This window comes from Micromonospora sp. ANENR4 (assembly GCF_015354395.1).
Lineage (GTDB): Bacteria > Actinomycetota > Actinomycetes > Mycobacteriales > Micromonosporaceae > Micromonospora > Micromonospora aurantiaca.
Window position 1 is genome coordinate 362,032 of record NZ_JADKYQ010000004.1, and the last position, 20,233, is coordinate 382,264.

Here is a 20,233-nt window from a genome sequence, read left to right on the forward strand (position 1 = left end):
GGACCGTGCGCTTCGCGTTCACCCCGGAACAACTCGCCCTCGCCGAGACCGCCCGCCGGTACCTGGCCGAGCAGCAGTCCCCCGACGCCGCCGGTGTCCCGGAGACCGACCCGGCCCGGCGCGAGGCCGCCTGGAAGACGCTCGGCACGCTCGGCTGGCTCGACGCCGACCTCGGCGCGGTCGAGTGGGGCGTGCTCGCCGAGGAGTGCGGCTACGGGCTGCACCGCGAGCCCTGGCTGACCACCGTCGCGCTGGCCGGCCCGGCGCTGCGGGCCGCCGGTCAGCCGCCGGCCGGCCCGGTGGCGCTGGCGTGGGCGGAGGCACCCGCCGGGCGGGCCCGTCTCGACGAGGCGCACCTGCCCGGCTGCCGGGCAGCACCGGACCGGGACGCGGTCCGGCTGCACGGCCGCAAGGAACGCGTCGTCGACGGCCTGGCCGCCACCTCGGCGGTGGTGGTCGCCCGAGGGCCCGACGGCCCCGGCCTGTACCTCGCCGACCTCGCGGCGACCCGTCGCGTCCCGCTGCCGGCGCCGTGGGACGCCACCCGCGCCGAGTGCCGGGTGGACCTCGCCGGCGCGCCGGCGGAGGACCTGTGGCTGGACACCCGCCGGGTACTGGCCGACACCCGGCGGCTGGCGCTGGCGCTGTTCGCCTGCGAGGCGGTGGGAATCGCCCGCCGGGCCCACGAGATCGCCGTCGCCCACGCCCGCGACCGGGTGCAGTTCGGCCGCCCGATCGGCGCCAACCAGGCGGTGTCGCACCCGCTCGCCCAGGCGTACGCCCGGATCGAGACGGCGCGGTCGCTCGCCTACCGCGCCGCCTGGTGCGTCGCGGAGCGGGAGCCCGGCGCGGAGCCGGAGGTCGTCGCGGCGTCACTGGCCGCGCGGGAGGCGGCGCTCACCGCCACCGAGGCCGCGATCCAGACGCTCGGCGCGGCCGGGTTCACCTGGGCGCATCCGGCCCATCGCTGGTACCGCCGGGCGCTGTGGCACCAGGACTTCGCCGGTACGGCGTCGGATCTGCGGGCCGAGCTGGCCGCGATGGTCCTCGCCGCGGCCTGACGCCCGGGGTTCAGCTGTCGGTGGCCGCGGAGTGCTTGCGGCGCAACCGGGTGATCCAGCCCTGCGCGGTGTGCGCGGGGACTCCGAAGTGCCCGGCCACCCCGGCGATCGTGCCGGTCTGCCGGTAGACGGCCTCCAGCTCGTCGTCCTGCGGCGCCCGCCGGTACGCCCGCCCGGCCTGGATCCGGGCGGTCGCGGACGGCTTGCGGCTCAGCCCGCCCTTGCGGGACCGCCCGGCCGTCGGGCTCGCCGGTTCGGCACGCGCCGGCTCGGCCGCGCCGGTGCTGACCCGGGGGAGGGCGCCACCGGTCACCGACACGCCCGGCCGGTCCCCGGCGGCACCCGGGATGAACGCGGACAGCAGCAGTTCGAGATTGACGTACGGAAGCTCGCCGCCGCGCATCTCCGCGCCCTCGACCGGCTGGATCACGACCTCCTTGACCGTCGGACGGCCGCCCTCGAGTTCGAGGCGGACCCGCGTCTGCACCGCCGGACTGGCGAAGCTGTCGTCGACGACGGGGACGATGGTGACGATGTATTCGTTCATGTCATGCCTTCTTCGGGCACCTGCGGTCCAGAGTTTCTGGTCCCGCGGTGGCGCGGCCCGGGCGTCGGAGGTAGGGTGCGCGGCTTGCGTCGAAGCACGGTTGACACATCGTAGCGGAACAGAAGACGCAATACACCAAGCGGCGAACGCGGAATCGCCGGACCCCAGCACAGAGACTCAATACTCGTCGGTGCCGGGGTCCATCATCGAGGCGATGAGCGCGGAGCGTGACGGCACCCCGACCTTACGGAAGATGCGGGTCAGGTGTGCCTCGACGGTCTTGACCGTGACGTAGAGCCGCTCCGCCGCCTCGCTGTTGCTCATGCCGGTCGCGATGAGCTGGACGATCTCCCGTTCCCGGCGGGTCAGCGTCGGCATGTCGGCCGGTGGCCCGGAGGTCCGCCGGCCGGCACGACCGGCCCGGCCCAGCAACCGGCTCTGCGCGCTGATCGAGGCCCGGTGCAGGATCCGGGCGCCGCACGCCTCGGCGATGCGGCGCACCTGGGCCAGGCTCGCCTCGGCGGCCTGCCAGTCGTGCAGCCCGTCCAGCGCCTTGGCGTGCACCAGACGCGCGGCGGCCTCCTCCAGCGGCCAGCCGAGCTGGGCGAACGCCTCGGCGGCGCCGGCCGCGCCGGCCGCCGCGGCGGGCAGGTCGGTGGCCATCGCGATCCGCGCCCGGGCCAGCGCCACGTGCGCCTGCTGCCCCGGCAGGTCACACGCGCCCGCGTGCCGTTCGGCCTGTTGCACCCAGCGCCGGGCCTCCTCGACGTCGCCCCGCCGCCGGGCCGCGCCGGACAGCGTCGCGGCCCAGTAGGGCCGGTGGCACACGTCCACCGCGCGCAGCGTCGTCCCGCCGCAGGCCCGGATCAGCAACGTCAGCGTGTTGGCGCGGTCGGCGCACTCGTCGCGCATCTGCGCGTGGATGCGCTGGACGACCGAGCCGAACCAGTCGTCGGCCGAACTGCGCACGACCGGCTCGGCCAGGCGCAGCGCCGCGGCCGGCCCGTCCTGCCAGTACACGACGGCGGTCCGCATGATGCGCGCGAACCGGTGCATGGTGTCCAGCTCGAGCCGGTCGGCGTACCGCTCGGCCTCGACGGCGTCCGCGCGCGCCTGGTCCAGCAGGCCGAGCTGGCGGGCGGCGCAGGACCGCCCGCTGCGCAGATACGGCACCAGCACATCGTTGCGGGCGGTGGTGGCGATGCGCAGGGCCCGGTCGAAGTGCCGGATCGCGCGCGTCTCGCGGCCCTGGAGCAACTCCACCCAGCCGAGCAGCGCCAGCACGTCCAGGTGGGTGCTCAGCTCGGCGTCGGTCGAGGCGTCGGCGGCCGCCGTGGCGTCGGCCACTGTCGCCGTCACGTCCACTGTGCTCGGCACGTAGCAGGCGGCGAACGCCGAGACCACCCCGAACCACGCCGCCTCCACCGGGCGGCCGGCCGCCCCGCCGGTCCGCCGGGCCAGCGCGGCGTAGCGGGCCGCCTCCCGCTCACCGGCCAGCGCCCCGCAGATCGCCAGTTCCGCGGCGACGGCCGCGGTCAGCCGTCCGGGCAGCGGCGCGGTGTGCGGCTCCGGCATCAGGTCACGCAGCAGCGTGTACCCGAGGCGGCTCTGCCCGCGCAGCCGTTCCACCCGGGCCTGGGCCAGGACCGCCTCCGCCCGCACGTCCCCGTCCGACCGGGCCGCGACGTCCTGGAGCACCCCCCGCCCGTCGGCAACCCGGCCGGCGCGCACCAGCGCGTCGGCCAGGTGCAGCCCTTCGGCCGGGGGCAGCCCGGAGCGCGCCGACGCCGACGGGGCCAGACGCGCGGCCACCGACAGCCAGCGCACGGTGTCCGCCGCCGGCACGAACGGATGACCGGCGGCGGAGAGCAGCGTACGGGCGGCGTCCGTGTCGCCCGGGCGGGCCGATCGGGCCAGGTGGTCGGCGTAGGCGGGCGCGGGATGGCCCAGCTCGCGCAGCACCCGGGCGGCGGTGGCGTGCAGCGTGCGGCGGCGTCCCGGCGGCACCTGCTGGTAGACCGCGGCGCACAGCACCGGGTGCCGGAACCGCAGCGCCGGCTCCTCGTGCAGATCGGCGCGCAGCACCTCGCGGGCGACGAGCCGGTCGGTCAGGTCCTGGCAGTCCTGCGGGTCCAGCTCGCACATGGCGGCGATCAGCGTCGGGTCGAAGCTCACTCCGAGCACCGCGGCGGCCTCGGCCACGGCCCGTTCCGTCGGCGGCAGCGCCAGTTCCGGCGCGAGCACCCGCACCACCTCGGGCGGCAGCGCCTCGGCCAGGTCGACGGGCTGGTGCCGGCTCGGGTCCAGGCAGTCGTCGTCGAGGTGCCGGTACGCCTGGCTGTACAGCGGGTTGCCCCCGCCCAGCGCGTGGATGCGCTCCGCGCGGTGGCACGGCTGGGCCAGCATCCGCCCGACCTCGACCACCGACAGCGGCGGCACCTCCAGGCGTTCGTGCCGGCCGCTGGTCACCGCCAGGGCCGCGGCCAGCGGGGCCGACATCCGGGCCAGCCGGTACGCCAGCACGAGGACCAGCCCGGCCGGCGGATTGCGGACCAGCTCGCCGATCAGCTCCAGTGAGGACGCGTCGGCCAGGTGCGCGTCGTCGACCAGCAGCATCGGGCCGCCCTGCCGGCTGTGCCCGGCGGCGAGCGCCGCGAGCAGCCGTGACCTCGGGTCACGCCGGCCGCGCGCGCCGTCGTGGGAGCGCCAGAGCGGGGCGAGCATCGCGTACGTCGCGGGGGCGCGCCCGACCGCGGACAGCACGTTCAGTCCAGCGGCGCGGGCGAGGCGTCCGCAGCGTTCGAGCAGCGCCGTCTTCCCGATCCCCGGCGCGCCGGGCAGTTCAAGGACGGTGGACGTGCCGTCGGCCGCCGCGGTGACGGCCCGGCGGGCCGCCGCCAGCAGGGGTGCCCGGCCCACGAACGACGCCGGTTCGGCTCCCTCCGGGTCGTCGTCGAGGCTCGCCATCGGACACCTGCATCCTTTCGGGACGTGCGCCGGGCGGGCGCCCGACCCCGGCCTGCTCCGCCCGGGCGTTGCCGTCCATGATGTGCCGTCGCTCGGCACGGCGCCGGGCGGGTGCACCGTTGCGCCGGATACCGGCGTAATCGACGGTTGTTGACGCCACGAACCCTAACGCCCCGATGCAATGTGGGGTTTCCCCCACTGTCGACGACGGGCCGGCGATCGACACTGGTCGCGGTGTTTCGCGGAAAGGGTTCGCCCATGCGCAAACGAGGTCAGGAAACCGGTGACTGGGTGCTGTTGCACTGTCCGTTACCGGGCCGTTCGACCCATGCCGACTCCTTTCTGACGAGGGGTATCGGTCCGCTCTTTTCGGGCTTGCACCGAAGCGGTGAGGTTACCGGCTGGTATTACGACCGGCGCGGTTCCGCCGACGTGCACGTGCACGGCCGCTGCACCGACCCCGGCGTGGTCCGGGCCCGGCTGGCCGGTCTCGTGCTCGCCGGCCGCAGCGCCGGCCGGCCGGTGACCGTGTGCCCCGAGCCCGGCGCGCTGCCGGTACGCCACACCGACCTGCGGGAGCAGTCCAGTGCGCTCGCCCTGGAGATCATCGCGGCGACCGCCACCCGCCCGGCGCGGATCCGGACGGGCTGCGATCTCGCCCTCGCCACGTTCCTGTGCGCCGGGGTCGCCGCCGCGTACCCCGGCTCGGCGCGCGTCACGCCGGCCGGGACGGACGCCTGTCCGCACTGCGTGGAGTGGCTGCGGTCGCCGCAACCCGGGGTGCCGGCGCGGCTGCGCGGCGTGGCCGGGCTGCTCGCCGAGGGGCGCGGCTGGGTGGCGCGGTGGACCGCGGTGCTGCGCCGGTCGGGGATCGTCCCGGTGGCCGGCGGACCGGACGAGCTGACCACCCCGCTGCGGTGTCTGCTCAACCAGATCGGCCTCACCGGGGCGGACAGCCGGCGGATCGAGGCGACCGCGCGGCGGGCGGTGCTCGCCGTCACCTCCGGCGTCCCGTTGCGGGCGCACCGCACCCGCCGCGCGCCCGGTTACGACTGGTGCGGCTGACCGCGGTGACCGTTCACCGAAACTGCCACCGCCGGTTCACCCTGCGTCGATTCGGGAGCCTGGGAGCGCGCCCACGGAACAGTTGTTCCAGCCGTTTGCCCACTTCTTCCGGCCGCAATTATTGACCAATCGGCGGAAGTGCCGCACGTCAGCGGCGCATCCGTTGTCGTTGCGCCCCGGCCGGGTACGAAACCGGCGGTTTCCGGCGCAGTTCTCCGACAGCTCCTCATTGCGGTCCGCGCTGTTTCCGGTGGTACGGCCCCCGGGTGAGGCTCGCGTACGCCATCGTCGTCAACGTGACGATGTCGAACACCGGCACACCCAGCCGCGCCTGGATCCGGTGGGCGAACGGCACCAGGTCCGTGCACTCGACGACCAGCGCCCCCAGATCCGGGTGCGCGGCGGCCAGCGCGTCGACCCGCTCGTCCACCTCGGCCGCCAGCCGCTCGACGTCCAGGGCGTCGCGCCGGCCCTCCAGCATCACCTCGCGGAACTCCGGCTGCCCGGCCATGCCGGTGACCGCCACCGGCACGTCGGCCGCGCCGATCGCGGCCAGGTGACGCGGGGTCAGCGCCGCCTCGTCGGCGACCAGCAGCCCGACCGGGCGCCCGACCATCCGGTGCACCATCGGCAGTTGCACCAGGCTCGACGACCACAGCGGGACGCGTACGGCGGTGGCGAGTTCGGCCTGGAACAGCACGAGGAACCCGCACGCGCCGGTGATCCCGGCGACCCCGGCCGCCTCCAGGTCACGGGCCGCGTCGACGAACGGTCGCAGCAGCGTCGGGTCGGCCTCGCGGACCAGCCGCTGCGGGGTGGCGCCCTCCACCACCCGGTAGCGCACCGGGAAGTCGAACGTGTCCGGGTTGCGGATGTGACCGGGGATCTTGTCGAAGCTGGTGTCGAGGCAGAGCACGCCGATCTCCGGCCGGTCGTTCACGAGATCCCCTTCCGGAAGCGGTCCACCGCGAACGTGTCCAGCGGCAGGTCCGGCTCGGCGCCGGAGACGAGCTGGGCGAGCAGTTGCCCACCGGCCGGTGCCAGGCCCATCCCGATGTGCCCGTGCCCGGTGGCCACGCTGACGTTGTCGTAGGCGCCGGCCCGCCCGATCAGCGGCAGGCTGTCCGGGGTGCACGGCCGCAGTCCGCTCCACACGTCCAGCCGCCGGCCGGTGTCCAGTGCCGGCAGGTACCGCCGTGCGGTGTGCAGGATCCCGTCGACGCGGCGCGGCGAGATCGACGTGTCCAGCCCGGACAGTTCCAGCGTGCCGCCGACGCGTACCCGGTCACCCAGCGGCATCACCGCGACCTTGCCCTCGCTGAGCAGCACCGGCCGGGTGGGTGTCCCCGGGCCGGCGGGCAGCGTGACGGTGTAGCCCTTCGCCGGTTGCAGCGTCAGCCCGACGCCGAGCATCCGGGCGCAGGTCGCCGACCACACCCCGGCGGCGATCACCACCTCGGCCGGGCGCAGCTCGCCCCTGCTGGTGCGCACCGCGCGTACCCGTCGCCCGGTCACCTCGAAGCCGCGTACCTCCGCCCCGGTGACGACGTCCACGCCCCGCGCCCGCAGCGCCGCCGCGAGCGCCACCAGGAACGCCGGGATGCGCAGCGCGGCGCCCTCCTCGTTGAGCAGCGTCCCGGCCACCGCGAAGTCGACACCGGGTTCCAGCCGGGCCAGCTCGGCCCGGTCCAGCTCCCGCAGCGGCACGCCGCGCGCGGTGGCCGCCGGGATCGTCCGGCGTGCCTTCGCGTACCCCTGCTCGGTGTGGCAGGCCAGGATCATGCCGCGTTCGGTGAGCGTCCCGGCCAGCTCGTCCTCGGCGCAGATCTCGCGCAGCAGTGCGAGGCTGCGCTGCTTGAGCGCGAGCAGCGTCTCGAAGCCGGCGCGGGCGTGCCGTTCGGTGCAGTGCCGGCGGAAGTGCCACAGCCAGGCCAGCAGCGCGCCGTCCAGCCGGGGCCGGACCGCGAACGGGCTCTGCGGGCTGAACAGCCAGCGGATCCCGGTGGCCGGCACCCCCGGCTCGGCCAGCGGCGCCGAGCCCTGGGTGCCGACGAAACCGGTGTTCCCGGCCGAGCAGGCCGCCGGGTCACCGACCTCGCCCCGGTCCACCACCGTCACGCTGAGCCCGGCGCGGCGCAGGAACCAGGCGCAGCACAGGCCCACCACGCCCGCGCCGACCACCAGCACGTCGGGGTCGGTACGGCCCGGCGTCGTCATCGGTCGCCGCCGGTCAGAGCGTGACGACGAAGAAGCAGGTGGGCAGGTTCACCACGACCCGCTCCCAGATCTCGGCGCGTAGCGCCACCCCGGGTTCGGCGAACGTGCCCGGCGGCGGCTCGGCGAACGCGATGGTGGACCGGCCGGCGTCGAACAGCAGCGCGCCGTGGCCGAAGTCCCCGACGATCGCGGTGCCCGGGTCGACCAGCCGGGTACGCACGATGAACACGCCGTTGTCCTCCACGTCGCGCATCAGCGAGCCGCTGCCCAGCAGCCGGTAGTAGTCGGCCGGGTTGATGATCAGCCCGTCGGCGGTGCTGCCCATCTGCTCGACCTCGTTGCACGCGGCCAGGACGGTGGACGCGAACGGTCCCGGGTCGGTGAGCCGGCCCAGGTCCGGCATGGTCAGCAGCCCGCCCTCACCGCGCAGGATCGTGTGGTTCTCCGCCGTCGCCAGCCGCACCACCAGCCGGTAGTCGATGAACTGCGCGAAGCTGACCGGGTCCTCCCACAGCGTGTCCGGCACCTGCACCCAGGCGGTGGTGGTGAGCAGCGGCGGAATGGGGGAGCGGTGGAAGTGGTTCGCCGCCTCCCGGCGCAGGTCGGCGCCGTCCACCGCCGGGTCGTCCGGCCGGGGCGGGCTCTCGTGCCAGTAGAAGTCCTGCGGATCCCGGGACAGGTCCACCACCTTGAGCATGTTCCGCGACGGGTAGCGGGGCTTGCGCCGGGAACTGGTGAGGGAATCGGTGATCGTGACGTCGTAGTCGACGCTGGTGTCGAAGCCGTCCTTGGTGAACGCCTCGACGAACGTCGCGCCGGGCGACATCTGCGTCCTCCGCTCGGCGACCACCTCGGCGATCGTCCGCTTCACGGTGTCGGTGCGCTGCGACATCTGCTGTCCCTCCCTCAGGCCGGCTTGCGGGCGACGAACATGCCCCAGCCGAACTCGCCCCTGTCGATCGCCGCCTGGATCTCGTCGCACGAGTCGGCGAAGCCGAGGATCCAGGTCCGCGCCGCCTCGTCCGCCGTCGTCTCCGCACGCTCCCGGGCGGTGCGGCCCAGCACCCGGTACGTCTGCCTGATGTGCGCGTCGAGACTGCGCGCGACCACGTCCACGAACCCGGCCTCGCTTAGCGCCCGGCGGTAGCCGTCGAGCGAGTAGCCGTCGTTCCAGCGCACCCGGTCGTAGACGTGCCTGCGGGCCGCCTCGCCGATCCGCTCGGTGGGCTGGAGGAAGTCGGACACCGCGAGCACCCCGCCGGGGGCGAGCACCCGGAACATCTCGGCGTGGCTGCGCGGCTTGTCCGGCACCAGGAACAGCGCGTCCTGGCTGACCACGTGCGTGAACGTGCCGTCGTCGTACGGCAGGGCGGTGGCCGAGCCGTGCCGGAACGACACCGGGAGCGAGGGGCCCCGCTCGGCGCGCCGCTGCTCGGCGAAGCGCACCCGCTCGATGCTCAGGTCCAGCCCTTCGCCCCGGCAGCCGGTGCGCTCGGCCAGGCGCAGCAGGAAGTTGCCGCAGCCGCAGCCCACGTCGAGCACGTTCGCCGAGGCGTCGATCCCGGCGTCGGCGGCGAGGATGTCGGAGGTCCGGTCGGCCGCCGCGTGGTAGTCGGTGTCGTCCTCCCCGGCGAAGTAGCCGGTGTGCAGCACGCCCTCGCTGTCCCAGAAACTGAGGTACGTCTGCGTGGTCTGGTCGAAGAACTCGGAGACGTCCCGCTCGGTGAACCGGCTGGTCGTGGACATGGGCACTCCCTTGTGCGGCGGTCGGTGGGTCAGGCGTAGGTGTCCTTGCGGACGCCGGTGAGGTGGGGGAGGTCGGGGCCGGTGGCGGAGGCGCCGCCGTCGATCAGGTGCACCCCGGCGGTCACGTACGACGCGCGTTCGCCGGCCAGGAACGCGGCCACCGCGGCCACCTCCTCGGGCCGGGCCAGCCGGCCGACGGCGCTGTGGTGGCCCATCGCGGCCAGCCGCGCCTCGACGTCGCCGTCGGTGCCGGCGAGCCGGGCCGCGGCGCGTTCCATCGGCGGCGTCCGCACCCCGCCGGGCGCGAGCACGTTGACGGTGATGCCGTCGCGGCCCACGTCGACGGCGAGGCCCTGCGCGAAGCGGACCAGCGCCGCCCGGGTCACCCCGGACAGCACGAGCGGGCCGATCGGCACGCAGGCGGTCTCGGAGGCCATCAGCAGCAGGCGGCCCCAGCCCGCGGCGCGCATGTGCGGCAGCGCGGCGAGCGACACCGCGACCGCCGGCAGGAGCACCCGGTCGACAGCCGACCGGTAGTCGTCGGCGTCGAAGCCGGTGGCGGTGCCGACCGGCGGGCTGCCGCCGCTGACCAGCAGCACGTCCACGCCGCCCAGTTCGGCGGCGACCCGGTCCACCCAGCGGGCGGCGGCGCCGGTGTCGGTGAGGTCCACGCCGGTCGCGCTGACCCGGCCGGACGCCACCGCCGTCAGCTCCCGCTCGGCGGCGGCGAGCCGCTGCGGGTCACGCCCGCAGACCGCCACGTGCGCGCCCTCCGCGGCGAACTCCTTCGCGCAGGCCAGCCCGATGCCGCTGGTGCCGCCGGCGACGAGCGCCACCCGGCCCTTGAGCCCCAGATCCACGTCCTCACCTCTCCGTCTCGCCGACGCGGGCCGCCGCGCCGGGGTACGCCGGGTCGCCGGCCGGCCCGCCGGACCGGTAGCCGTACCGGGTGGACAGCGGCCAGGCCAGCGCCGCCACTGCGAGCCGTTGCCGGCCGGTCAGCGTGCGCCGCCACCCGTCGTCGCGGTCCCGGATGACGGTCCGGCCGGTCCGGAAGCGGTCCGGGTTGCCGGTGACCGTGTGGTTGCCGCGCAGCTCGACGCTCCGGTCCCGTACCGGGTTGGCCGCCGGGTCGACGCCCACCAGTTTCAGCAGGTCACCGATCGTGCCGGCCGGGTCGGCGGTGAAGTCCTCGTAGCGCAGGAACGCCGACCGGTCCGGGTGACGCCTGTTTATGGCCGCCGACGCGAGGTTGAACCCGTGCCAGTACGCGGTGCTGCGCGCCGCCGACATCGCGTACACGTACTCCTTCGGCTCCCGCCACGAGTGCGCCACCGCACGCGGGTCGCGCACCAGGTGCAGCCAGTACGCCTCGACGCCCGGCACGTGCGGCAGCAACGCCGACTCGCCGGGGATCTTGGTGCTGTCCACGATGACGCGGGCGCCGGTGCGTGCGGCCACCTCCCGGTAGATCGCGCCGAGCAGGTCGGCGTGCGCCCGGGTGTCCGCGTCGTACGCGCCCCGGCGCAGCACCCGCCACGTGTGCCGGGTCCGCAGCCGGGCCCGTTGCCGACGGATCACCTCGGCGGCGTGCGCGTCCGCCGACATCCCGGCCGGACGGCCCAGCGGCAGCACCGCCGACCACAGCGGACACGCGGTCAGCGCGGCGCCGCAGCCGCACCTGTCGTTCACGCCGCGCCCGGTCGAGTTCTTCCACAGGAAGTGCAGCTCACCGACGTGCACCACACCGGGTGCCTCGCCGAGCACGTTGCCGATGATGGTGCTGCCGTTGCGGCACCAGCCGTTGACGCTCAGGACGGTCATCGGTGCGCTCATGCCGCGCGTACCTCCGCCGCCGGAGCGGGCGCGGGCGCCGGCCGGCCGATGCGCAGCGCCATCGCGGCGGCGACCGCCGCGCCGGCCGCGCCCGCGACGAACACCGCCGGATAACCGAGACCGGCGGCGACCAGGCCGGTCGCCGGCCCCCACACCGCCAGGCCCAGATCCCAGAACGAGGTGTACGCCCCGATCGCTGCGCCCTGCCGCGCCGGGTCGGTGCGGTTCATCACCATCAGCGCCAGCGACGGGTGCAGCAGGGAGAACCCGACGCCCATCACCACGCTGCCGGCCACCGCCACCGGCAGGTTCGGCGCGACCGCGATGACCAGCAGGCCGACCGCCTCGCCCACCCCGCACCAGGTGGCCACCCGGCGCGGGCCGAGCCGGTCGGGCAGGTGCCCGATGACCAGGCGGGTGCCGGCGTACACGGCGCTGAAGACGCTCAGCACCACCACGCCGTGGCCGATGCCCCGCGCGTCCAGGTGCAGCACGACGAACGCGGCCAGACCCGCGTACCCGGCGGCGCCGAAGGTGAGCGCGATGCCGGGCAGCAGCGCCGGGCGCAGCAGCAGCCCGGCGCCCTTCGCCGCGGGTGCGGTACGCGCCGGCGTGGGCACCAGCGCGACGAGCGCCGCGCCGGCCGCCGGGGCGACCGCGCTGAGCAGCCACACCGCCGGATAGCCGGCCTGCTGCACGGTGGCGCCGAGGAACGTGCCGGCGGAGATGCCGCCCCACATGCTCACTCCGTACAGGCCGATGAGCTGGCCGCGCCGCTCGTGCGGGGCGAGCTGCACGATCCACACCGCACCGGCGGTGAACAGCGCCGCCTCACCGGCGCCGAGCAGCAGCCGGACCGCGACCAGCGCGGGCACGCTCAGCGGGGCCAGGTAGAGCAGGCCGCCGCCGGCCACCACGAGCGCCCCGGCCAGCATCACCGTGCGGTGGCCGTGCCGGTCGGCGAGCGCGCCCGCGACCGGCCGGACCAGCAGCGCGGTCACCGCGGTCACGGTGACCACCACGCCGACTGTGAGGTCACCGGCGTCGTGCCGTTCGCGCAGGAAGCCGGGCAGCACCGGGATCACCGCTGTCAGTCCGAGGTAGCCGGTGAACAGTCCGCCGAGCAGCCCGGCCAGCGCGAGCCGGGGCAGCGGCCGGGCCGGAGTGTGCGCGCCGGTCACGACCCGACCAGGGCGGTCTCACGGGCGGCGGCCACCTTGCGGACCGCGCGGACCAGGTCGTCGCAGTCCTCGGGCGTGAGGTTCGACGACAGCGGCACGTCGACGGTCTCGGTCAGCAGCCGTGCGGTACGAGGCAGCGTCGCACGGATCTCGCCCGGGTCGGCGCTGTCGTACAGGAACCGCCAGTTCCAGAACGCCCGCACGTTGAGGTCGTCGTCCGCGCCGATGTTGCGGGCGTCGATCCCCTCCGCCCGCAGCGCGCGGGCGAACCAGCCCGCGTCGCCCCAGCCCGCGTCGCCGCCGGGCACGCGGAACACGAACGCCTCCCCGAGGTACGCCCCGGGCGCGACCGGCCGCCGCACCGCGATCCCGGGCAGTCCGGACAGCGCGGCGCTGACGTGGGCGTAGTTGCGGTGGAACAGGGCGAGCCGCTGCGGCAGCCGGGTCAGCTCGGCGCGCAGCAGGGCCGCCCGGATCTCGTCCATCCGCAGGCTCAGCAGCGGCAGGTCCAGGCCGGTCAGCGGCGGCTCGCCGTGCGGGAAGTGCCGCCGCAGCCGTCCCTCGTACGCCCCGGACAGCGCCACCGCCCGCGCGAACAGCGTGCTGTCGTCGGTGATGAGGAAGCCGCCCTCACCGCAGTTGAGCGCCTTGTCGGACTGGGTGCTGAACGCTCCGGCGGCCCCGAACGTGCCGAGCTTGCGCCCGTTGAGTTCGGCGCCGAGCGCCGGCACCGCGTCCTCGATGAGCGGCACGCCCATCTCGGCGGCGAACGCGGACAGCGCTTCGACGTCGGCGGCGAAGCCGCGCATGTGGACGACCATGACGGCACGGATCTCCGGCCGCCACCGGCGGCGCAGGTCGTCGAGGTCCATCCGCAGGTCGTCGTCCACCTCGACCAGGAATGGCCGGCAACCGGCCAGCACAATGGCGCTGGGGGTGGCGACGAAAGTGAATCCGGGGCAGGCCACCAATGAGCCCGGTGGCACTCCGGCGCCCATCAGGGCGAGCGCCAGCGCGGCGGTACCGCTGGAAACGGCCAGCGCGTGCCGGGTGCCGAAATAACGACACAGCTCGGCCTCGAACCGCCCGCATTCGGTTTCATTAGGCGGCCGATGGTCATATCGGAAGTAGAGGTGGCTGCGGACGGCGCGAATAGCCGCGTCCTCGTCCTCGCTGTGCACGAAGACGGCGCCCTTGTCGTACGTCGGCCAGGGCGTACGCCGCACCGGCTGCCCGCCGTGCAAGGCGAGCTGTTCGGGCAGCTCAGAGCCGTTCTGCACCGGCCTCGGCGGGCTCGGTGCGGGAGCGTCGTCGTTCCCGTCCACCGGCGGACTCCTCGGGCGAGCGGCGACAATTCCTAGCGACTCGATAGGATTGGCCGGGCCGTGCGCCGGGCATGGTCGCCCGGCGGAATCGCAGTCCCGGCGCGATCCCGTCGAGGGGTAAGAAATGCCACCAGATCCGACATTCATGGTACGTCGATCCAGCGAGAGTAATGATTGTCGTCGATCCCGTACGCGTCAACAGATAGACGTGAATATGTTCGGCGCCGGGCTGTGCCGACAGTGGACTATGCGGAATTGTCGCTGCCGGCCCGCTGATCCGCCGGTGCGGCGCCCCGCCTCTGCCGCCGAAGGTGGCGCGCCGCCCCGGCGCCTCGATCCGCCGCCCCGGTGCGCCGCCCCGGCGCGTCGGGCGACGCCCTGGGTGCGCCGGGCTCGATGGCATCGGGCCTGATTGCACCGCGCCCGATCGTGCGGGGTTCGGTCGTGCCGGGGTCCGGCCGCCGTCGGGACCCGCCGTCACCGAAAGTAACCTTCGCCGCTCGCGGCAGAACTCACTCCGCGCCCTTTGCTCTGCAGCCACCGGCGCATCGGTGACTCACGGCCACTGCCGCCTATGTGGCTGCAGAGCAAAGGGCGCGAAGGGGTATGCGTCCAACTATCGGCTCGCCGCGCATCTTCGCTGTTCAGGAGCAGGCTGCGGACAATTCGACCCATTCGGCCCCGGCAACTACTGTCACCCTCTGTGATTGGCTGCCGAATCGGGCTGCTGTAACGGAAAGTCACCCACAAGGGCGAGCGTGCCGTCGATACCCGGCCTGACGAGGCCGGCGAATCAGGCGGCTCGCCAGTCGCGAACCAATGCGGCCACGGTGGCGTACCGCTGAGCCGGATCGGACCGGCCGGCCCGGTCGGCGACCGCGCGCTCGGCGGCGGTGCCCCGCCAGCCGGACGGGCCGTCGAGCAGGTGGTGCAGCGTACGACCCAGCGCGTGGACCGTGGTGCGCTCGTCGATCGTCGCGCCCCGGGTCAGCTCCTCGGGCGACAGGTAACGACGGGAACCGGGCAGCCGATCGGAGTCGAGTACGAACGGCCCCGGGCGGTACTCGTCCAGGTCGATCAGCCGCATCCGGTGGGCGTCGAAGTCGTAGAGGAAGCATCCGTCGTACAGGTCGACCGCGACGTACCCGGCCGCACTCACGGCCAGGTGGGCGTCGAGGATGACGTCCAGCGCGACGCGGACCTCGGCGACCGGCAGCCGCTGGAAGCGGGCCAGCCCGCTCCGGTCGCTGCCGCCGCCGGTGGTGGCGTGGTTGAGCACGACGCCGTCGCACCACGGGTACACCAGCGTCGGGCCGTCCGTGCCGTCGAGGACCAGCTCGGGCCGGACCACTGCCGGGTGCCGGACCGCGGCGTGCAGGCCCAGCGCGCGGGTCAGCGACTCACGCGCCGCGGGCGTCCCGGCCCGCTTCACGAACCAGCGCCGGCCCGCCGACTCCACGCCGTAGGAGACGCACCCGGAGTCCTGGTCGCCGAAGACCACGAACGCGTCGGCCGGGTCGAGGTTCTCCACGCGTCGAGGCTACGACGACGGTCGCGCCGGCGGCGGCCCGCCGGACCGCGTCGGGTCACCGCGGCTGGTCCACCACCTCGATCACGTCGGCCGGCGCGCGGCGCGGCGCCGGCGGCAGCTCCGCGTCCGGGCCCCAGCCGACGCGCACCACCAGGTACGGATCGCCGATGCCGGCCAGCAGGTCGCGCATCATCCGGCGCGGCCAGGCCAGCTCCACGGCGTCGCTGAGCGGCGCGCTGGCCAGCCCTTCGGCGGTGGCGGTGAGCAGCAGCGCCGACAGCGCCTCGCCGCCGCGCAGCCAGGCCGCCGGCTCGTCGGATTCGCCGAACAGGATCAGGTACGCCGCGCCCCGGTCGAAGTCCGCGCCCGCGCTGAGCCCGGCCGCCCCGCCGGGGGCGTAGTCGCGCAGCGGCACCCGGCGCGGGGACGGCCGCACGGCGGTGGCGGCGGGCACGCCGTCGCCGCTGCCCTCCGGGCGGTGGGTCCAGCGGTGCAGCTCCTCCCGGTACGCGGGGTCGGCCAGCTCCGCGTCGGCGGCGCGACCGGTGGAGACGGCGAGCATCGGCATCTGGTCCGGCCGGACCACGTGCAGATGGGCGCCCTCGGCCTCCACGGCGTCACCGAGCCGGGCCAGCACCGCCTCCGGCACCGGCCGGTCCCCGTACGCCCGGCGGTCGGTGCGGCGGCGCGGAATGGCGTCGACCAGGCGGCCCGCCGGCACGTCCAGGTCGGCCGGGCCGGTGGTACGCACCCGGGCCAGCAGCGACGGGTCGGCCGGGTCGGGCAGCCGCTCCACGGTGACCGCCCAGCCGACCGCCGTCAGCGACACGCGCGCGTGGTGCAGGGCGGCCCCGCAGCTCAGCATGAGCAGCCGGCCGTCCGGGTCGGTGTGGGCGAGCTGCCGGTCCGGGTCGGCGCGCAGCTCCAGCGCGTCGCCGGTGACCCGCCAGCGCCAGGGCTGCGTGTTGAACACCGACGGGGCGTGCAGGGACTGCCGGGCGGCCGCCTCCAGCACCCGTACCCTCGGGTCCTGCTCGGTGTGGGTCGATGAGCTGTTCATGGCGGCCCTCCTGGTTGCTCGTCCCCTTCCGACCCTGCCCGCCGCCGTCGCGGGCGGACAGGGCCGGAGGTCCCGGCCGCACCGGGCCGTGCGCCCCGGCGCGGCGTCAGGCCCCCTCCGGCTCCGGGGGTACGGCCAGAGCGATGGTCAGGTCGAGCACCGTCGTCGGGTCGTGCAGGCGGTCGCCGAACAGCTCCCGCAGCTTGCCCATCCGGTAGCGGACGGTCTGCGGGTGCACGAACAGGTCGGCCGCCACGTCGTCGCGCCGTCCCTGGTGCAGCAGCCACGACCGCAGCGTCTCGGCCAGCCGCTGCGCGGTGGCCGGGGGCAGCGCGGCCAGCGGCGCGAGCGCCTGCGCGCGCAGGTCGGCCAGGGCCTCCGGGTCCATGCTGAGCAGCAGCGTCGCCAGGTGGCGCTCGGTGTCGACAGGTCCGGCGTCCGCCTCGCCGAGGCCGAGCGCGAGCGCCCGGGTGGCCCGCTGGTACGACGCGGCGACCCGGTGCCAGGGCCGGGCCGGGCCGAGCACCGCCCGGTGCCCGTGCAGCAGCCGGGTGAGCTGGCGGCGCCGGCCGCCGTGCATGTCCGGCACCAGCAGGACGGCCAGATCCTCGACCGAATTCACGCCGGGCAGGTCCTCCCCGCTCTCCAGCGTGTACGGGCTGAGCAGCGCCAGCACCGCGCGCAGGTGCCGGCGGGGCAGCAGCACCACTGTCAGCGTCTGCGGCGGCGGCCAGTCGGCGCGCTCCGCGCTGCGCCGCAGCGACTCCTCCGGCTCGCCCGCCAGCAACTGCTGGGTGAGCCGTTCCAGGTTGCGGCGGCGCATCCGGCCGGCGCTGGCCAGCTCGTCGGCGTGCCCGGCTACGCTCGCCGCGGACAGCTCGTCGATGTAGGCGAACATGAGTTCGGCGAACTCGGCCACCGTCTCGGCGGCCAGCCCGCTGCGTACCGTCGTGGTCGACACCTCGCGCCAGGCCACCCGGGCGCCCACCCGGTACGCGGCCAGCAGCGCGTCCATGCTGCGCCCCGAGCGGGCCTCGCCGCTGCCCAGCGCGTACGCGGCCTCCAGCGCCGGGGCCAGGGGAGTGCTCGGGTCGAACGCCTGGGTACCCTCGATGAGCTGGAGGAACGTGCCGAGTGCGATGCGTACCGCGTTTTCGATCTTCGCCCGCATGGCTCCGGTGAGCGCGCCCGAGTAGTCAGGCACCTCGGCGGTGATCGCGGAGACCGTCCGCTCGGCCACCATCGGCAGCCGGGCGCGCAGCGTCTCCGCCACCCCGGCGTCGAGGTTGAGGTGCGCGGCGCGCTGCCCCGTACCGGCCTCCGACGTCATGTTGTTCCCTCCGAACAAAAACCTGCGACTGTTTCACCTTTGCCGGTCAAGATGTTATGCGATCGGGCGGTCACGCTGGTCATATGACCACAACTGCCCCCCGCCGCCCCCAGAAGGTCTCCTTCCGGGACAGGCTGCTGCGGCTGGCCGGAACGGTCACCACACCGGTGCTGCCCGACGACTACCTCGACCTGATCGCGCCCCTGCGCGCGGGCGCCCCGCTGCGCGGCAAGATCGTCGCGGTCCGCCCGCAGACCCGCGACGCCGCCACGCTGGTGATCCAGCCCGGCCGCGCCTGGCAGGGCCACACGCCCGGGCAGTACATCCGCCTCGGCGTAGACGTCGACGGGGTGCGCCAGTGGCGCGCGTACTCGCTCACCTCGCCGCCGGACGCCGCCGACGGCCGGATCTCCGTCACGGTGAAGGCGATCCCCGACGGCAAGGTCAGCAACTACCTCGTACGCCGGCTCCGGCCCGGCACGATCGTGCACCTCGACCAGGCCCAGGGCGAGTTCGTGCTGCCCGCCGCGACGCCCGGGCGCGTCCTGTTCCTCACCGCCGGCAGCGGCATCACCCCGGTCATGGGGATGCTGCGCTCCGGGCTGGCCGATCGGGCCGACGTGGTGCTCGTGCACTCGGCGCCCACCCGCGACGACGTCATCTTCGGTACGGAACTGCGCGCGCTCGCCGACCGCGGCGCGCTGCGTCTGGTCGAGCGGCACACCGACACCGACGGACTGCTCGACGTCGCCGAACTGGCCGACCTGGTGCCCGATCACCTCGACCGGGAGACCTGGGCGTGCGGGCCGATCGGCATGCTCGACGCGGTCGAGGGGTACTGGTCCTCGAACGGTCTCGTCGAGCGGCTGCACACCGAGCGGTTCCGCCCGACGGTGATCACGCCGGGCGAGGGAGGCACGGTGACCTTCACCGGGGCGGGCGTGACAGTCGAGTCCGACGGCGCCACCACACTGCTCGACGCGGGGGAGAACGCCGGAGTGCTGATGCCTTCCGGGTGCCGGATGGGCATCTGCTTCGGCTGCGTCGTACCGCTGCGCCAGGGCGCTGTCCGCGACCTGCGCAACGGCGACGTCACCACTGCCGTACCGGGGGACGGCGTGCTGGTCCAGACGTGCGTGTCGGCCGCCGCCGGTACCTGCGACATCGATCTCTGACAGGAGCCACCCACGTGACCGTCATCCAGAAGAAGGCCGTCAACCCGATCGCCCACCTGAGCGCCGAGGACATCGAGATCATCGGCAAGGAACTGGACGCGATCCGGGACCGGGTCCTCGCTGACCGGGGGGAGCGGGACGCCCGCTACATCCGCAAGGTGGTCAAGACCCAGCGGACACTGGAGATGAGCAGCCGTGCGGTGCTGCTGTTCTCGCTGTTCCCGCCGGCCTGGATCGTCGGCACGGCCGGGCTCACGGTCGCCAAGATCCTGGAGAACATGGAGATCGGGCACAACGTCCTGCACGGCCAGTGGGACTGGATGCGTGATCCGAAGATCCACTCCACCACCTGGGAGTGGGACCACGTCTCCCCGGCCGACCAGTGGAAGCAGTCGCACAACGAGCTGCACCACCGCTACACCAACGTGGTCGGCAAGGACAACGACCTCGGGTACGGCATCATGCGCGTCGACGAGGACCAGCCGTGGCACCCGATGCACCTCGGGCAGCCGCTCTGGAACCTGATCAACGCCATGTTCTTCGAGTACGGCATCGCCGCGTACGACATGGAGCTCGGCGACCACCTCAAGCAGCGCAAGCTGAAGGACCCGAAGTTCCGGGCCAAGGCGAAGGCCGTCGGGCGCAAGATCCGTCGCCAGGTGCTCAAGGACTACGTGGTGCACCCGCTGCTGTCCGGCCCGTCGTTCCTGTCCACGCTCGCCGCCACGTTCACCGCGAACCTGCTTCGCAACGTGTGGAGCCACTCGGTGATCATGTGCGGGCACTTCCCCAACGGCGTGGAGACGTTCGAGAAGACCTCCATCGACGGCGAGACCCGCGGTGAGTGGTACCTGCGGCAGATGCTCGGCTCGGCAAACATCAGCGGCAGCCGGCTGCTGCACATCCTGACCGGCAACCTGTCGTACCAGATCGAGCACCACCTCTTCCCCGACCTGCCCAGCAACCGCTACCAGGAGATCGCCCCGCAGGTACGGGCGCTGTTCGACAGGTACGGCCTGCACTACACCACCGGCCCGCTGCCCAAGCAGGTCGCCTCCGCCTGGTGGAAGGTCATCCGCCTGTCGCTGCCCAACCGCAACGACAGCCGGCAGCCGGTCGCCCCGGCCCCGCTGGTCTCCTCCGGTACGGCCTGACCCGCCCGTTCGGTGCACGGCCGGTGAACGTTCACCGG

General features: G+C 74.3%; 17 protein-coding genes. 4 read left to right on the plus strand and 13 right to left on the minus strand.

What is annotated here, in order from left to right:
* Positions 1 to 5 precede the first annotated feature (5 nt).
* Positions 6 to 1,061, plus strand: a complete 1,056-nt coding sequence (locus tag IRY44_RS31240) for an acyl-CoA dehydrogenase family protein (RefSeq protein ID WP_194800083.1) — start codon at positions 6 to 8, stop codon at positions 1,059 to 1,061.
* A 10-nt stretch (positions 1,062 to 1,071) separates the two neighbouring features.
* Here IRY44_RS31240 and IRY44_RS09665 read toward each other — a convergent pair whose 3' ends face one another.
* Both IRY44_RS09665 and IRY44_RS09670 read right to left on the minus strand, forming a co-directional pair.
* A complete protein-coding gene (locus IRY44_RS09665; RefSeq protein ID WP_194800084.1) occupies positions 1,072 to 1,608 on the minus strand; it encodes a hypothetical protein in 537 nt (178 codons plus the stop codon).
* 177 nt (positions 1,609 to 1,785) lie between these two features.
* The gene (locus IRY44_RS09670) at positions 1,786 to 4,575 is read right to left on the minus strand and encodes a LuxR family transcriptional regulator (RefSeq protein ID WP_194800085.1); all 2,790 of its coding nucleotides are present in this window, start codon (positions 4,573 to 4,575) and stop codon (positions 1,786 to 1,788) included.
* A 432-nt stretch (positions 4,576 to 5,007) separates the two neighbouring features.
* On the opposite strand from IRY44_RS09670, the gene IRY44_RS09675 reads away from it, so the two are divergent.
* Positions 5,008 to 5,640, plus strand: a complete 633-nt coding sequence (locus IRY44_RS09675) for a hypothetical protein (protein WP_194800086.1) — start codon at positions 5,008 to 5,010, stop codon at positions 5,638 to 5,640.
* 226 nt (positions 5,641 to 5,866) lie between these two features.
* On the opposite strand, the gene IRY44_RS09680 is transcribed toward IRY44_RS09675, so the two are convergent.
* From IRY44_RS09680 to IRY44_RS09730, 11 genes are all read right to left on the minus strand, one after another.
* Positions 5,867 to 6,580, minus strand: coding sequence for an aspartate/glutamate racemase family protein (locus tag IRY44_RS09680; protein WP_194800087.1), 714 nt, complete (start codon positions 6,578 to 6,580; stop codon positions 5,867 to 5,869).
* Positions 6,577 to 7,857, minus strand: coding sequence for an FAD-binding oxidoreductase (locus tag IRY44_RS09685; protein ID WP_194800088.1), 1,281 nt, complete (start codon positions 7,855 to 7,857; stop codon positions 6,577 to 6,579). Before IRY44_RS09685 ends, IRY44_RS09680 begins: the two co-directional genes overlap by 4 nt.
* Positions 7,858 to 7,870: 13 nt before the next feature.
* The gene (locus IRY44_RS09690) at positions 7,871 to 8,749 is read right to left on the minus strand and encodes a family 3 encapsulin nanocompartment shell protein (protein ID WP_194800089.1); all 879 of its coding nucleotides are present in this window, start codon (positions 8,747 to 8,749) and stop codon (positions 7,871 to 7,873) included.
* 14 nt (positions 8,750 to 8,763) lie between these two features.
* A complete protein-coding gene (locus IRY44_RS09695; RefSeq protein ID WP_194800090.1) occupies positions 8,764 to 9,603 on the minus strand; it encodes a class I SAM-dependent methyltransferase in 840 nt (279 codons plus the stop codon).
* A 29-nt stretch (positions 9,604 to 9,632) separates the two neighbouring features.
* Positions 9,633 to 10,463: an SDR family oxidoreductase gene (locus IRY44_RS09700; RefSeq protein ID WP_194800091.1), complete on the minus strand. Its 831-nt coding sequence runs from the start codon at positions 10,461 to 10,463 to the stop codon at positions 9,633 to 9,635.
* A gap of 4 nt (positions 10,464 to 10,467) precedes the next feature.
* The gene (locus tag IRY44_RS09705) at positions 10,468 to 11,439 is read right to left on the minus strand and encodes a sulfotransferase (protein WP_194800092.1); all 972 of its coding nucleotides are present in this window, start codon (positions 11,437 to 11,439) and stop codon (positions 10,468 to 10,470) included.
* On the minus strand, positions 11,436 to 12,620 hold the full coding sequence (locus IRY44_RS09710; protein ID WP_194800093.1) for an MFS transporter: 1,185 nt from the start codon (positions 12,618 to 12,620) through the stop codon (positions 11,436 to 11,438). The genes IRY44_RS09705 and IRY44_RS09710 overlap by 4 nt, the downstream gene beginning before the upstream one ends.
* Positions 12,617 to 13,945, minus strand: coding sequence for a DegT/DnrJ/EryC1/StrS aminotransferase family protein (locus IRY44_RS09715; protein ID WP_194800094.1), 1,329 nt, complete (start codon positions 13,943 to 13,945; stop codon positions 12,617 to 12,619). The genes IRY44_RS09710 and IRY44_RS09715 overlap by 4 nt, the downstream gene beginning before the upstream one ends.
* A gap of 793 nt (positions 13,946 to 14,738) precedes the next feature.
* Positions 14,739 to 15,476: a serine/threonine protein kinase gene (locus IRY44_RS09720; RefSeq protein WP_194800095.1), complete on the minus strand. Its 738-nt coding sequence runs from the start codon at positions 15,474 to 15,476 to the stop codon at positions 14,739 to 14,741.
* 55 nt (positions 15,477 to 15,531) lie between these two features.
* Positions 15,532 to 16,536, minus strand: coding sequence for a nitroreductase (locus IRY44_RS09725; protein ID WP_194800096.1), 1,005 nt, complete (start codon positions 16,534 to 16,536; stop codon positions 15,532 to 15,534).
* A gap of 106 nt (positions 16,537 to 16,642) precedes the next feature.
* Positions 16,643 to 17,866 (minus strand): CdaR family transcriptional regulator, encoded by a 1,224-nt coding sequence (locus IRY44_RS09730; protein ID WP_194800097.1) that lies wholly within the window; start codon positions 17,864 to 17,866, stop codon positions 16,643 to 16,645.
* An 83-nt stretch (positions 17,867 to 17,949) separates the two neighbouring features.
* Here IRY44_RS09730 and IRY44_RS09735 point away from each other — a divergent pair, with 83 nt between their 5' ends.
* Both IRY44_RS09735 and IRY44_RS09740 read left to right on the plus strand, forming a co-directional pair.
* Entirely contained in the window at positions 17,950 to 19,041 is a 1,092-nt protein-coding gene (locus tag IRY44_RS09735) for a ferredoxin reductase (RefSeq protein ID WP_194800098.1), read from the plus strand.
* A 14-nt stretch (positions 19,042 to 19,055) separates the two neighbouring features.
* Entirely contained in the window at positions 19,056 to 20,195 is a 1,140-nt protein-coding gene (locus tag IRY44_RS09740; protein ID WP_194800099.1) for an acyl-CoA desaturase, read from the plus strand.
* Positions 20,196 to 20,233 lie beyond the last annotated feature (38 nt).